The following is a 14,252-nucleotide window of genomic DNA, read 5'->3' as shown; positions in this document are numbered from 1 at the left end:
CGCAGGCGCAGGCGCAGGCGCAGGCGCAGGCGCGGGAGCAGGAGCAGGAGCAGGAGCAGGAGCAGGAGCAGGTGCTGGCGGCGGCGCGCTGATCACACCGCCGTTGCTCGAAGCGACGCTCACGACGTAGTTGTTGCCGCCGTTGCCGTCCTGAACCGTCCAGCCCGATTGCACCGCGACTGTTTTGCCACTGCCGACGCTGCTGTCGGTGAACACTTGTCCCAAGCCGCTGACGGAGTCGCCGCCGACCAGGCCGTTGACCGTTGGCAAGCCATTGGCGCTCACCGTCCCGTCGTAGGTCTTGGACACCGGCGTCGCGGTGATCGACAGCGCTGCGGGCGTCACCGTCAGCAGGCCGGGCGCGAAGGTCACGGTGTAGTTCCCACTCGACAGCCCCTGCGCCACGATGCCGTAGCTGCCGGCGTTGACCGCGCCTTGCGCCGAGCCGCCATAGCTGAGCGAGCCGCTCAGGACCGCGCTCGTCTCGCCATTCACGAACCCGCTGTAGGTCACGCCGTTGCCGCCGACGAAAGCCAGCGCGTCGTAAACCTTCGAGGCGCCGTTGGCGGTGATGGTCAGCGGCGCGGGCGTGATGCTCAAGGCCGTCGCGTTCCCCGGCGCCTGGGCGATGACGTAGTTGCCGCTGTTGGGCGTGAGGCCGCTGCCGATGACAGCGTGGAAACCCACTGGCGCCGTGGCCGTGGCCGCCGAGGAAAACGAGAGACTGCCCGTCGTCGCGCTGGCGAGCGTGTCGCCGCCGACGAAGCCGCTGACCGATCCGGTCAGCACCGGGTCGGTCGCTCCGTACAGGCGCGTGGCCGCGCCTGCGGTCACCGTCAGCGTCGCCGGATTCACCGTAAGCGCGCCCGGCACATAGCTGATCGTGTAATTGGAGGCGGTCAGGCCCTGCGGGCTGATGGCATAGGTGCCGGCATTGACCGCGCCTTGCGCGCTGCCGCCATAGCTCAGCGCACCGCCCAGGCTGCTCGCGGACTCGCCATTGACGAAACCGCTGTAGGTCACGCCGGCGCCGCCGCTGAAGGCCAGCGCGTCGTAGGTCTTGGTCACGGTGCCGGCAGTCACGGTGAGCGCCGCCGGCGTGATGTCCGCGGTGGTGTTGATGCCGCTGAACCCGCTGATGCTGTAGTTGCCCGCATCGGCGCCGCTCAGGCTCACGGCCGAGATGTTGACGGCCAGGCCGCTGCCCACGTTCGCCTGCGAGAAACTGCCGCTGGCCACCAGCGACACCGCGTCGCCGGCCACCAGGCCCGAGGCCGTCACGGCCGCCGTGGCCGTGCCGTCATAGACCTTGTTGGCCGCCGAGAACGCATTGAGCACCTTCGGGCTGACGGTGTAGGTGCCCTGGTTGAAGTAGGCGACGGCATAGGTGCCGCCCTGGTAGGACGACGGATTGGTCGGCGAGCTGACCAGCGAGGTGTAGCTTCCGGCGTTCTTGCTCGGCGTGCTGAAGCTCAGCGGTCCCAGGTTTCCGACGACGAAGCCGTTCGGGCCGCCGAGCGTGGTCGGCGTGGCCAGGCCGGCGGTGCCGGTGCCGCCGTCATAGACGCGCGTCCCGTTCCCGCTGAACACGTAGATCGGATACATGGCCATGTTGACCACGTTGTAGCCGGCCGATGTGTAGCTGCTGTTCCCGCCGGGAATGACCATCGTCCCGCAGTTCGGGTAGCCGGGATTGCAGGGCGGGCTCTGGGTGAACTGCGCGGCCTGGTTGTTGCCGTTGAGTCGGAACAGCATGTGGGCGACGCTGGGGGCCCAGAACTGGATGCGGGCCTGGTTGCCGTTGTTGACCAGGCCGAGAGAACCCAGCTGATTGGCGGTGTTGTTGACGTCCACGACGATGACACCGCCCGACGAGGAGGTGCGGAAGGTCGTGACGGTGCCCGAGTTGCCTTCCACGCCAAAGGCGAACTCCTTGGCATCGCCAGTGCTGGTGGCCGTCATCAGCAGGTTGCCGCCGCCGGTATCGACGGTGGCGCCGGAGAGCACGTAGATGCCGCCCTTGGTGCCGTCGTAGGAGGGCGTGGTGGCGGTGGTGTGGCCGTTGATGACGATGTCACCGCCACCGGAGGACACGGTGACGCCGGTGCCGAGCTTCACCGCCGGCGCGCTCGAGGAACTGTTGAGCGCGAAGCCGATGCCGTTGGCGCGCGCGGCCGTGGTGCTGCCGCCGGCGCCGCCGATGAGGATGCGGCCGCCGTTGGAGACGAGGTTGGCATTGATTGCCACGCCCCCCAGGTTGGACGAGGCATTGTTGGCCGAGCTCAGCGTCAGGCCCAGCGCACCGGAGGTCGAGGTGATCGGGCTGTTGACGATGATGTTGCGATCGGCCAGCAGGGTCAGCGTCGCGGCGCCGCCGGTGGACTTGGTGATCGCGCTGGCGACGGTGATGTCGCCGCTGCCGCTGCCGGTGGCGCCGTAGGCCGCGGCATTGCTCTGCGTGGTGACGGTGACGCTGGTCCCGTTGCCCAGCGCGCTGGAGATGGTGCCGGCGGCGGTCGTGCCGATGGTGTAGTCGTACGGATCGATCAACCATTGGCCGCCGGTGCCACGGGCGGCGCTCGCGTCCACCCGCAGCGTCCCGTTGTCGACATGGGCGGCGGAGGTCTCGATGAAGCCGCCATCGCCACCGAGCGGCGCGCTGGCATCCAGCGTACCGGACGCATTGAGCGTGCCGGTGGCCATGTCCCCGAGCAGCAGGATCTCGCCCTGCTTGCCGTTGGCCAGCGTGCGCGCCTGCACCAGGCCGGTGTTGTTCACGACCGCGGTGGTGAGCTGGTCGAGCGCCCGGGCGGTCAGGAGCACGCGCCCGCCGTCGGCGCGGATCGCCCCGCCGTTGGCGACGGCGGCATCGAGCGCGCCCTGCTCGATCGTCAGCCGTGCCAGGCCGCCGGCGTCGAGCGTGACGGTGCGCGCGGCGGCCAGGTTCACTTGACCGCCCGGCGCGTCGATGGTGCCGTCGTTGATCACCTTCGCGGCGATGAGCGACACCGATCCGCCCGCAGCGGCGGCGATGCTGCCCTGGTTGGTCACGGCGGCGGCGCTGGCGCCGTCGAAGCGATAGCGGCCGGCCATGAAGTCGGCATCGCTGAGGGCCAGGGTCGAGGCCACCAGGCCACCGACGTCGACCCGCGCGCTGGAAGAGAACAGGACGCCGTTCGGGTTGAGCAGATAGACCTGGCCGTTGGACTTCAGCGCTCCCTGGATGACCGAGACATCACCACCGGTGACGCGGTTCAGCGCGATGGACGAGGCGGAGGGCTGCTGGAACTGGACCGTCGAACCCGGAGCGATGTTGAAGCTCTGCCAGTTCGTGGCGAGCCTGGGCGTCGACTGCTGGATCAGCAGCGTGTTGCCGCTCTGGGTCAGCGTGGCGATGCCCTGGGTGACCTGCCCGCCGGTGGGAAGGCCCGCGGCGAAGCCGGCGCCGGCACCGCCCAGTGCCAGCGAGGCGATCGCAAAGCGCATCGCGGCGGACGCCACCGACGCCCGCTTCCCACGCGCGCGTCCGCACTCGGGCACCGGCACATAGCTGCCCGCGTGGTCCGACCAGACCAGTCGGAAGACATGGTTCAACGCCGCTGCATTCATTTCGCGCCCTCGTGGAAAAGCCCCGCCTTGGCGGTGTCGAGGGCGACTCTAGGGAGAGCGGGGCGGCGGCCATAGAAGCCGGCGGAGGAAGCTGGTGTAGGGCGTTGGACTACAGCGCGCCGGAGCGTGATGGATTCACGCCGACGGCGATGGCGTCAGGAGGCTCAGCGTCGCGCTGACGGCGAGCGCCCGGCTTGACGAACCGCCGGCTGGCCCGTCAAGGCTTCATCCTCGAAAGCCTCGTGAATGCGGAACCAGCCATTGGCAGCGGCGGTGACCTTCACCAGCACGCGCGCGCGCATGCCGGAGTCGGTCCACCGGAAATCAGGAACCAGAGGCCCCTCACCGCGCCTCCTTCGGCACCCACATCACCGTCGTCCTGAGTTGCGTGACCCCGCTGAATCCCAGCACCCGGTCCGAGAGCGCCACCATCGTCGACGGCATTTCCGCGCGATCCGGCAGCAGCTCGACCGAGCGCAGCGGCGTCTGGCTCAGCGGGCGCTCCTCGGCGTCGACCCAGCTCAGCTTCAGCAGCGTCGTGGGCTCCGCGGTCATGTCCTGCCACGGCGCGCCGCGCACGGCCTGCATGTGGAAGATCCGCTGCCCGCGCCCGGCCAGTTGCGCCATCGATCCGGTCGGCGGCAGGCCGGGCACCAGTTCGGTGTCGATCGAGCCGGTCGTGGCGCGCAGCGGCGTGAAGCCGCCGCTCACCCGCAGCATGCCGACGCCCTCGATGGCGCTGCCGCTGCCCAGGCCGCGGACCCACGCCAAGGTGGTGCCGGTGACCTGGTTGAAGAAGCCATAGTCGGTGACGTAGTTCGGGAATGCCGGCAGGCCCGTGGCGATCGTCGCCTGCGTGCCGCTGAGCGAGTTCGGCTCGTAGGCCGCCAGTTGCTGATCGAAACCACTGATCGGATTCGGCCGTTTCCATGTCGCCACCACGTAGCGCCCCGACATCGCCAGGCGCTGCTGGCTGGTGGCCAATCCCTCCAGGCGGGCTTCGCGATCCCTCGGCACGCCATTCAGGTCGAAGCCGCGCAGCACCAGCGTGGGCCAGGTGCCGAACGGGCCGGCGCGCTCCCACAACAGCCAGACAGTTTGTCCATCGGTGGCGGCGGACACCGGACCGAACTGGACCGCCTGGTCCGGGAAATCGCTCGAGGTGCGGAGGTTGATCGTCGGTCGCGTCGCAGACAACGCGCCGCGAGCGTCGAAGCTCAGCAGTTGCACCTCCTCGGCCGGTCGGTTCTCCGCCCGGCCCAGGACGACCGCGCCGCCCGCGTGCAGCATCGGCGGAACCACCGCGTTCCGGGACAGCCCCGTGTGGCGCACCGTGTCGAGCACCCGGCCGTTGCGGTCCAGGCGCGAAACGATCAGATCGGAGGTCGTGCTCGCGCTGGTCTGCTGGAACAGCAGCACCTCGTTGCCGACTTCCCCGACGGCGACGATCTTGTCCGCCTCCGGCAGCCACTCGCCGGCCATCGACTGCGCCGTCGCCGGCACCTGTGCGGCACGGTAGAGGGCGATGCCGCCGCCATCGCTGCCGATGTCGTACCCGACGAGCACCTCGGTCGTCTCGCGCAGGACCGTGCTGCCCGGTAGCGGCGCGCGGGTCCGCTCCTGGACGAGACCGATGCCGGGGGCATACCAGTCCGAGATCTCCAGCGTCGTCACCTCGCCCGGCGTGCCGGTGCTGCTGGGCACGACGCGCACCAGCAGCTTCGTGTCCACGCGGACCGCCTTGATCGCCGCCAGGCGCGGCAGCGTCAGCGATTCCTCGCCGATCACCCGCGCGTACATCGCGACATCGACCGCGTCGGTGCGCTTGTCGCCATCCACGTCGATCGCGGTCTCGGTGAAGCGCCGCTCCAGGATCGTCCACTGATCGTCGACCCGCACCGGCGAGCGCAGCTGCGTCATCCGGACGGTCTCGCCCGCTCCCTTGCCGGTGAAGTCGAACTGCTCGGTGACGACCACGCTGCCGCCTTCGAGCGCAATCCCGCGCGACGCGGCGCCCTCGTTGCTGGCGTTGGTCGCGGACTCGGTCAAGGCTCCGCCCGACGCGGCGATCGTGATGTCGGTCGTGTAAGCCGAACTCGCGTTGCCCTGCACCACGTTGACCCCGCGGTAGCGCCACAAGCCGCCGGTCGCCAGCGGGCGCAGCGTGGCGGCCTCGGCCTGGAGCACCGCCCCGGGCGCCGGGGCCGCCGGGATCAGCGACGCCGCGCCGGCCGGTGGCGGGCTGGTGCCAGCGTCGGAGCCTCCACCGCCGCCGCAAGCGCTGAGCGCCACGACGCCCACCCACAATGCCAACCCTGATCGCACCCGGCCCGCGGCCGCGCGCGACATCGCACGAATGTCCATTCCTCGCTCCCTGGCCGGCCCGTGCCGGCGGTCCTCGTTCTTTGCGCGGCGCAGTGTAAGGACTCTTGAGGAGGCGGGAGACGGGGCAGCCACTCGCGCGTCCGCCCGGCCCGGCAGATCCAGCACTTCGGCCAGGGCCTTCCGTGGTGTGGTCCGCCGCGACCCGCTACGGTGGCGGATCCCGCAGTGAAACAGGAGATCCCCATGGACACACGCGTGCGACACCGTCGCATCCAGGTCGGCGAGGTGGACACCTTCTATCGCGAGGCCGGCCCCGCGGAGGCGCCGGTCCTGCTGCTGCCGCACGGCTACCCCTGTTCGTCCTACGAGTTCCGCAACCTCATGCCGCGACTGGCGGACCGCTGGCGGCTCATCGCGCCCGATTACCCGGGCGCCGGCTACAGCGCCACGCCCGACACCTTCGACTACAGCTTCGACGGCTACGCCGCGTTCCTGGACGAATTCGTGCAGACGATGCGGCTCGAGCGGTACATGCTCTACCTCCATGACTTCGGCTCGCCGATCGGCACCCGGCTCGCGATCCGCGCGCCGGAGCGGGTCGTGGCGCTGATCATCCAGAACGGCGACATCCCCTATGAGGACGCGCTCGGGCCGAAGTACGCGGAGATCGAATCGACCTGGACCCTCCCGGTCGACGAGATGCGCGCCCGGCTGGCGGAGGCGATCCAGGAGGACACCTTCAAGGAGGAGTTCCTGAACGCGGTCGATGCGCCGCTGGCCGAGCGGATTCCCCCGGACCTGTGGCAGCTGCACTGGTCGCTGATGACACCGCGGCGGCGAGAGATCGCGATCGACCTGATCGCCGGCCTGAAGGAGAACCGTGCCTGGTTCCCGAAGCATCGCCAGTACCTGCGCGATCACCGCCCGCCCACGCTCATCGTCTGGGGACCGCAGGACCATTACATGCCGGAGCAGTCGGCCCGAGCCTACCTGCGGGATCTGCCGGACGCCGCGCTGCACCTGCTCGACGGCGGCCACTGGCTGCTGGAAACCCACCTCGACGAGGTCGTCCCGCTCATCCGCGATTTCCTCGGACGGCTCCCTTCGAGCCAGGGCTAGCAGGCGGGCTCCTACCGGCCACCGACCCACGGTGGTCAAGCGGATTGCCCACTTCCATTATTTCGACTATTCTCGAATGATGGAACAAGACGACGTCGTCCGCGCCTTGGGCGCCCTGGCCCAACCGCTGCGCCTGCAGGTCTTCCGCGCGCTGGTCGTCGTGGGCGACACCGGCCTGACGCCCGGCGCGATTCAAGAGGGGCTCGGCGTTCCGGCCGCGACGCTGTCCTTCCATCTCAAGGAGCTGGTGGCTTCGGGCCTGGTGACGCAGGAACGCTCCAGCCGCAACCTCATCTACCGGGCCGCCTATGCCCGCATGAACGCGCTCGTGGGCTATCTCACGGAGAACTGCTGTCAGGGCGCGTCCTGCACCCTGCCGTCGACGAGCGCCGGCTGCGGCTGCTGAGTTCCAACGCCGTCCCCCCCCGCACCTCAAGGACACCGCCGAACCATGACCCACCATGTGCTGATCCTCTGCACCCACAACTCCGCGCGCAGCGTGCTCGGCGAGGGCATGCTCAATCACTGGGCGAAGCAGCTCGGCAAGGACGTCCGGGCCCATAGCGCCGGCAGCGCGCCCAGCGGCCGCGTCAATCCGTTCGCACTCGAGGCCCTGGAGGCCGCCGGTGTCGACACGACCGGCTACCGCAGCAAGAGCTGGGACGAGTTCAGCGCGTCGAACGCCCCGCCGCTGTCCATCGTCATCACCGTCTGCGACAGCGCCGCGGCCGAGCAATGCCCGGTCTTCTTTGGCGGCGCGGGGCAACCGGTCAAGGTCCATTGGGGCTATCCGGATCCCTCCGGCGCCGAGGGCGGCGAGGAGGGCAAGCGCCGCGCGTTCGAGCTGACGCGGCAGGCCATCGGCTATCGGATGCTGCAGCTGCTGCAACTGCCGCTGGCGACGATGAGCCGGACCGAGCTGCAGCAGGCGCTGGTCGCCATCGGCAGGCGCTGACACGATGGACTTGCGTCGCAAGCTCCTCGCGGAGGGATTGGGCACGGCGCTGCTGCTGGCGATCGTGATCGGCTCCGGCGTCATGGCCGAGCGTCTCGCCGGCGGCAACGCCGCGATCGCCCTGCTGGCCAACACCCTGGCCACGGTCGGCGGCCTGTACGTCCTGATCGAGGTCTTCGGCCCCGTCAGCGGTGCCCACTTCAACCCGGCCGTCAGCCTCGTCATGGCCTGGCGCGGCGAAATGGCCCGCAGCGCCCTGCTCTCCTACCTCGTCGCCCAACTGGCTGGCGCGGTGCTGGGCGCCTGGCTGGCGCATGCGATGTTCGACATGACCTTGCTGCAGTTCTCCACCAAGCCGCGCACCGGCACTGGCCAATGGATCGCCGAGGGCGTCGCCACCTTCGGCCTGCTGCTGGTCATCCTGCGCGCGCCGGCCTCGCGGGTGGCGGCCATGGTGGCGGCCTACATCGGCGCGGCCTACTGGTTCACAGCCTCGACCTCCTTCGCCAATCCAGCCGCCGTCGTCGGCCGCATGTTCAGCGACAGCTTCGCCGGCATCGCGCCGTCCAGCGCGCCCGGCTTCGTCGTGGCCGAGTTGATCGGCGCGGCCCTCGCCGTGGGCGTGCACCGCTGGCTGTCCCCACCTGCCGACGAACGCCGCGACATCCCTTCCGCCCCATCGACACCCGCCCACCATGTCTGACACCCTCTTCCCCGATGCCGACTTCCCCGCGCTGGATGGCGCGCTGTTCGACGTTCCCAGCCAGGACCGCCTGACGGTGCCCGCGCCGTCGCGGCATCGGCCCCGCATCCTGATGCTGTACGGCTCGCTGCGCGAGCGTTCCTACAGCCGGCTGCTGACCTTCGAAGCCGCCCGGCTGCTCGAGGCCATGGGGGCGGAAGTGCGGATCTTCAATCCGGCCGGCCTGCCGCTGCCGGACGACGCCCCGGAGTCGCATCCGAAGGTGCAGGAGCTGCGCGCGCTCGCCGCCTGGTCCGAGGGCATGGTGTGGTGCTCGCCTGAACGCCACGGTGCGATGACCGGCATCATGAAGTCGCAGATCGACTGGATCCCGTTGTCGACCGGCTCGGTGCGTCCGACGCAGGGGAAGACGCTGGCGGTGATGCAGGTGTCGGGCGGATCGCAGTCCTTCAACGCGGTGAACCAGATGCGGGTGCTGGGCCGGTGGATGCGCATGCTCACCATCCCGAACCAGTCGTCGGTCGCCAAGGCCTTCGCCGAGTTCACCGAGGCCGGCCGCATGAAGCCCTCCGCGTTCTACGACCGCGTGGTCGACGTGATGGAGGAGCTCTTCAAGTTCACGCTCCTGACGCGCGACCTGGGCCCCTACTTGCTGAGCCGCTACAGCGAGCGCAAGGAGAGCGCGGCGGCACTGGCCAAGCGAGTCGATCTGGCGGCCGCCACCGGCTGCGCGCCTGTCGCGGACGCGAGCCGCTGCGGCTGCGGCCCGGCCCGCGATGCCGCCGCGCCGGACAAGGCATCGGCCGCCTCCTCGCCCTGTTGCAGCAAGTAACGCCAGCGGCGTGGCTGCGTGCCGTGGCCGCGCCCGGCGCGCATCGCGCGTCCTGTCCTCGCCCAGCCGTTATGACCGTCGCGGCCGCATTGAGGACAATGCGGGGTCCCGCACGTCCGCCGCCACGACCATGACCCTCGCCCTCCCCCGCGCCGCCCGCCGCCTGCTGGCCGTCCTCTGCCTGGCCGCCGCGCCGGCGGTCCATGCCGACATCGTCGTGGGCCAGGTCGCGCCGTTCAGCGGACCGCAGGCGGTCACCGGCAAGGCCATCCGGGCCGGTGCCAAGCTCTGGATCGACGAGGTCAACGCCCGCGGCGGCGTCCGCGGCCAGCGCATCAGGTTCGTCACCCGCGACGACGCACAGAAGCCCGAGGAGACCGTGCGGCTGGTCAAGGAAATGATCGCCCAGGACGCGCCGACCGCGCTGATCGGCACCGTCGGCACCTCCAACCTGGAAGCCCTCAAGCAGGACGGCGTGCTTGAGAAGAGCCACGTCTCCATGGTCGGCGCGATCTCCGGGGCGACCAGCGTCCTCACCGCGCGCGGCATGTATCCGGTCAAGGCGAGCTACCGCGAGGAAGTCGATCGCCTGTTCCGGCAGCTCGGCGAGATCGGTCGTACCCGCGTCGCCGTCGTCTACCAGGACGACGGCCTGGGGCGCGATGCGCTGGCCGGCGCGCAGGCCTCGGCCAAGACCTATGGCCTCACCCTGGTCGCCCAGTCGGGCTACGCGCGCAACACCGTCGAGGTGGGCAAGGCGGTGGACGAGATGGTGAAGCAGACGCCGGACGTGATCTTCCTCGCCGCCACCACCGCCGCCGCGATCGAGTTCACCAGCCGCTACCAGGCCGCCGGCGGACGCGCCGGGCTGTACGGCATGTCGATCATCGACGTGCAGGCGCTGCTCAAGAAGCTCGGTCCCGATCGCGCGCGCGGCTTCGCCTTCTCGCTGGTGCTGCCGACCGACGATCGCCTGGACCGCGAGGTGGTGCGCGACTACCTGCGCCTGAGCCAGAGCGCCAAGGATCCGGACCTGTCCTCGCGCTCGCTGGAGGGCTTCATCGCCGCCAAGGCGCTGGTGCGGGCGCTGGAGCGCAGCGGCCCGGGCGCGGCCGCGCTGACCGAGACGCTGGAGCGCGGCTTCGAGACCGATGTCGGCGGCCACCGCCTGACCTTCGGCAAGGGCCAGGCGCCGTCTCGCTACGTCGACTTCGCCGTGCTCGGCGCCGGCGGCCGGCTGGTGCGCTGAGCAGGTCTTCCCTCCGTTCGGTCCCGGCGAGACCGCCTGGGGAAGGCGCTGGGCCGAACGCGGCGCCAGACGCCGGCAGTCCGTCTTCCGAACAGTGCAACCGCCGTTGCCGTTCATGTCGCTTCCGTGAAGTCTGACAGCGCGCTTTCCGCCCTCCCTCGCTAAGCTTCGCGACCTCCCCACCACCGCCGTCGCCGTCGCACGGCGTCGCCTCGTGAAGTACCTGATCGCATCGGCTGCCTGGGGCCTGCTCGGCCTGCTCACGCACGCCGGCGTCCACGCGGCGCCGGGTCCGGAAGACGAGGACCAGCTGGAGGCGCTGCTGCGGCGGGAGGTGCAAGGCCCGTCGCGCTACGCCCAGAGCCTGATGGACGCGCCGGCCGCGGTCAGCGTGATCACGCGCCAGGAGTCCGCCGCGCTCGGCCACCAGACCATCGGCGACATGCTCGGCCGCCTGCCCGGCGTCTACCTCGGCAACACCCGCAGCTACAGCAATGTTGGCGTGCGCGGCTTCAACCGGCCCGGCGACTACAACTCCCGCGTGCTGATGGCCATCGACGGCCAGCGCGTCAACGACGCCATCTACGACCAGGGCCTGCCGCAGCTGGAATTCCCCGTCGTCGCGGAATGGGCCAAGCGGGTGGAACTGGTGCAGGGCCCGGGGTCCTCGATCTACGGCAGCAACGCGCTGCTGGGCGTCGTGAACGTGGTCACGCTGGACGGCGCCGACGCGCCGGGCCTGTCGATGCTGGGCAGCGCCGGCTCGCGGGGCCAGCGCCGCGTCGAGATGCACTACGGCGCCACCGACGCCGCGGGCGGCGACCTCTTCATCGGCCTGAACCTGCAGCGCACCGCCGGCGAAACCCTGTTCCTGCCCGAGCTCGGCACCGCCGACGGCTGGATCCGCGGCCTGGACGGCGAGCGCCAGGCCGCCGTGCTGGCCAAGTACCGGCTCGGCCGCTGGAAGCTGTCGATGGCCGCGGTGCAGCGCGACAAGGACGCGCCGACCGCGCCCTACGGCACGCTGCCCGGCGTGTCCGGCACCCGCTACACCGACCGTCAGCTGATGGTCGAGGCGGCCTATGACGAGGGCTGGCAGGACGACCTGCGGCGCAGCCTGCGCCTCGGGCTTTCGCAGTACGACTTCCGCGGGCGCTACGTCTTCGGCCAGTCGCCGGACGTCGTCGACCGGGACGAGTCCTATGCCCAGTGGCTCACGCTCGACGCGCGCGTGCTCTGGCGCGGCCTGCTCAACCACGAGCTGATGGCGGGCGCGGAGATCCGCACCTCGCCATATGGCGTGCAGCGCAACTACCAGGTCGCGCCCTACGAGTCCCGGCTCGACAGCAACGTCTCGCAGGACTCTGCCGCGCTGTCGGTGCAGGACCAGTGGCGCCTGTCGCAGCACTGGCAGCTGACGACCGGCCTGCGGCTGGACCACGCCCGCGGCTTCTCGCCGGCGCTGTCGCCGCGCACGGTGCTGGTCTTCCGGCCGGACGAGCGCCAGACGCTGAAGCTGATGTGGGCGCGCTCCTTCCGTACGCCCAACCTGTACGAGCGCTACTACGACGATGGCGGCCAGACGCAACTGGCCAATCCCGCGCTCGAGCCCGAGCGGCTCAGCTCCGCCGAGCTCGCCTGGGAATACCTGCTCGCCTCCGGCCAGGCGCTCAGCGCCAACCTCTACGACACCCGCCTGAACCGCCTGATCGAGCAGGTGCCGCTCAGCGACGATCCCGAGGCCGCGGTGCAGTACGTCAACCGGGGCCGGGTGCGGCTGCGCGGCCTGGACCTCGGCGTGGAGCAGCGCATCGATGGCGGCTGGCTGTGGCGTGCGAGCGCCTCCTGGATGGACGCCCGCGACGACCAGGGCCGGCGCCTGAGCAACGCGCCGGACTGGATGGTCAAGGGCCATGCGATCACGCCGCAATGGCGGGCCTGGCAGCTCGGCATCGAGTGGACCGCGCTGGGCACGCGACTCGGGCGGGTGAAGGTACCGCCGGCCACCTTCGTCAACGCCCAGCTGCGCTACCGGATCGATGCCCGCCAGAGCCTGGCGCTGCAAGTGGACAACCTGCTGGACCGGGACAACCTCGACCCGTCGTCCCCGGACGCCGCGCTGAGCGCGATTCCCCAGTCGCGTCGCGCCTGGCGCCTGGCCTGGCGCATCGCCTTCTGAGCCGCCGACGATGCCGATTCGCGCGCGCCTGTCCCGACGACTCGCCGACCTCCGCCCCTGGCGGGCGGCGGCGTTGCTGCTGCTCGCGCTCGGCGGCGCTGCGGCGCTGCGGCCGGCCGCGGCGCAGGCAGCCGGACCGGACGGCCTGAAGACCGAGGTGATCTACCGGGCACTGATGTTCGTCAACTGGCCCGCGGAGCGGGAACAAGGCCGCTCGCTGCAGCTGTGCACCGCCGGCGACACCAGCCTGGAAACGGCGATGCAGGCGCTGGCCGGGCGCTCGATCCGGCATCTGGTGATCGAGGTGCGCCGCCTCGTCCGCCCGGAGCAGCTCGGCGGCTGCCACCTGCTGTACCTGTCCGAACCGCGGCCCGCCTGGCGCGTCCTGCTCGACCGGCAGCCGCTGCTGGTGCTGTCCGACACGGCCGGCATGCTGGACCAGGGCGCGATGCTCAACCTGCAGATCGAGGACGGGCGTATCGTCTTCGACGTCGACCTCGACGCAGCCCGACGCGCCGGCCTCGTCATCAGCGCGAAGCTGCTGCGCCTGGCGCGCTACGTGCGTCATCAATCGACTTCGCCATGAACCCCAAGATCCTCGACGCGCTGGAACGCTGGCGCGAGCTGGCCGTGTCGCTGGCCGCGCTGCTCACCTTCGCCCTGCTGCTCAGCGTGATGCAGTACTGGCGGCTGCAGCAGCGCCAGCTCGAGGACCTGCGCACCCAGGCCGGCATCGTGGCGCAGACGGCCTCCGCCGCGCTGGTCTTCGACAGCCGCGACGAGGCCGGCGAGATCCTGCAGGCGCTGCGCCAGAATCCCGCCACGTTGCGGGCCCGGCTGCTCAAGCGTGACGGCCTGCCGGCCGCGGTCTACATCCGGCCCGCCGCGCAGCGCTCGCGGCTGGAGGCCTGGGCCGGACAGGTGTCGCTGGAGGTGCCGGTGATCGCCGACGGGCGTGCGGTGGGCTCGTTGTCGGTCGACGCGAGCCGGCTGCCGATGTGGTGGGACCTGGCGCAGTTCATCGGCGCGACGCTGGGCACCCTGGCGGCGACCGCCGGCCTGGCTTGGCTGCTGTCCAAGCGGCTGCGCGCGCAGATGAAGGAGGCGGAACGCCGCACGCGCTACCTCGCCCGCTTCGACGCCCTCACCGACCTGCCCAACCGCGAGCACCTGCGCACGCTGCTGGAGAAGGCGCTGCGCCTGGACGGCGGCGCGGCCCTGCTGCTGCTGGACCTGGATAACTTCACCCAGATCAACGACCAGTTCGGCCATGCCGCCGGC

Annotated in this window: 12 protein-coding genes; 9 read left to right on the top strand and 3 right to left on the bottom strand. The window is 70.5% G+C overall.

The window, feature by feature from the left end:
• The 3 genes from CS062_RS23365 to CS062_RS23360 form a co-directional block, all read right to left on the bottom strand.
• On the bottom strand, nt 1–3,609 hold a 3,609-nt coding region (locus tag CS062_RS23365; protein ID WP_143742477.1), incomplete at its 3' end, for a two-partner secretion domain-containing protein.
• Between the two features lie 164 nt (nt 3,610–3,773).
• Nucleotides 3,774–3,911 carry a hypothetical protein gene (locus CS062_RS26400; RefSeq protein WP_158238908.1) on the bottom strand — a complete coding sequence of 46 codons (138 nt, stop codon included), beginning with the start codon at nt 3,909–3,911 and terminating at the stop codon, nt 3,774–3,776.
• 40 nt (nt 3,912–3,951) lie between these two features.
• A complete protein-coding gene (locus tag CS062_RS23360; RefSeq protein WP_143742476.1) occupies nt 3,952–5,973 on the bottom strand; it encodes a hypothetical protein in 2,022 nt (673 codons plus the stop codon).
• Nucleotides 5,974–6,177: 204 nt separating this feature from the next.
• Here CS062_RS23360 and CS062_RS23355 point away from each other — a divergent pair, with 204 nt between their 5' ends.
• The 9 genes from CS062_RS23355 to CS062_RS23315 all read left to right on the top strand — a co-directional run.
• Nucleotides 6,178–7,053 (top strand): alpha/beta fold hydrolase, encoded by an 876-nt coding sequence (locus tag CS062_RS23355; protein WP_099864113.1) that lies wholly within the window; start codon nt 6,178–6,180, stop codon nt 7,051–7,053.
• A gap of 79 nt (nt 7,054–7,132) precedes the next feature.
• The gene (locus CS062_RS23350; protein WP_099864116.1) at nt 7,133–7,459 is read left to right on the top strand and encodes an ArsR/SmtB family transcription factor; all 327 of its coding nucleotides are present in this window, start codon (nt 7,133–7,135) and stop codon (nt 7,457–7,459) included.
• Nucleotides 7,460–7,504: 45 nt separating this feature from the next.
• A complete protein-coding gene (locus CS062_RS23345; RefSeq protein ID WP_099864112.1) occupies nt 7,505–8,008 on the top strand; it encodes an arsenate reductase ArsC in 504 nt (167 codons plus the stop codon).
• Nucleotides 8,009–8,012: 4 nt separating this feature from the next.
• The gene (locus CS062_RS23340) at nt 8,013–8,711 is read left to right on the top strand and encodes an aquaporin (RefSeq protein WP_099864111.1); all 699 of its coding nucleotides are present in this window, start codon (nt 8,013–8,015) and stop codon (nt 8,709–8,711) included.
• Nucleotides 8,704–9,543 (top strand): arsenical resistance protein ArsH, encoded by an 840-nt coding sequence (gene arsH, locus CS062_RS23335; RefSeq protein WP_099864109.1) that lies wholly within the window; start codon nt 8,704–8,706, stop codon nt 9,541–9,543. The genes CS062_RS23340 and arsH overlap by 8 nt, the downstream gene beginning before the upstream one ends.
• A 130-nt stretch (nt 9,544–9,673) precedes the next feature.
• A complete protein-coding gene (locus CS062_RS23330; RefSeq protein ID WP_099864107.1) occupies nt 9,674–10,792 on the top strand; it encodes an ABC transporter substrate-binding protein in 1,119 nt (372 codons plus the stop codon).
• A 214-nt stretch (nt 10,793–11,006) separates the two neighbouring features.
• The gene (locus CS062_RS23325) at nt 11,007–12,971 is read left to right on the top strand and encodes a TonB-dependent receptor plug domain-containing protein (protein WP_099864106.1); all 1,965 of its coding nucleotides are present in this window, start codon (nt 11,007–11,009) and stop codon (nt 12,969–12,971) included.
• A gap of 10 nt (nt 12,972–12,981) precedes the next feature.
• Nucleotides 12,982–13,557, top strand: coding sequence for a YfiR family protein (locus CS062_RS23320; RefSeq protein ID WP_099864104.1), 576 nt, complete (start codon nt 12,982–12,984; stop codon nt 13,555–13,557).
• Nucleotides 13,554–14,252 (top strand): CHASE sensor domain-containing protein (locus CS062_RS23315; RefSeq protein ID WP_143742475.1); only part of this gene is annotated, 699 nt, incomplete at its 3' end. The genes CS062_RS23320 and CS062_RS23315, both read left to right, overlap by 4 nt.

It is taken from the genome of Roseateles chitinivorans (assembly GCF_002761755.1).
GTDB lineage: Bacteria > Pseudomonadota > Gammaproteobacteria > Burkholderiales > Burkholderiaceae_C > Roseateles > Roseateles chitinivorans.
Note: the sequence above shows the minus strand (reverse complement) of the source record. Positions and strands in the feature narration are given on the sequence as shown.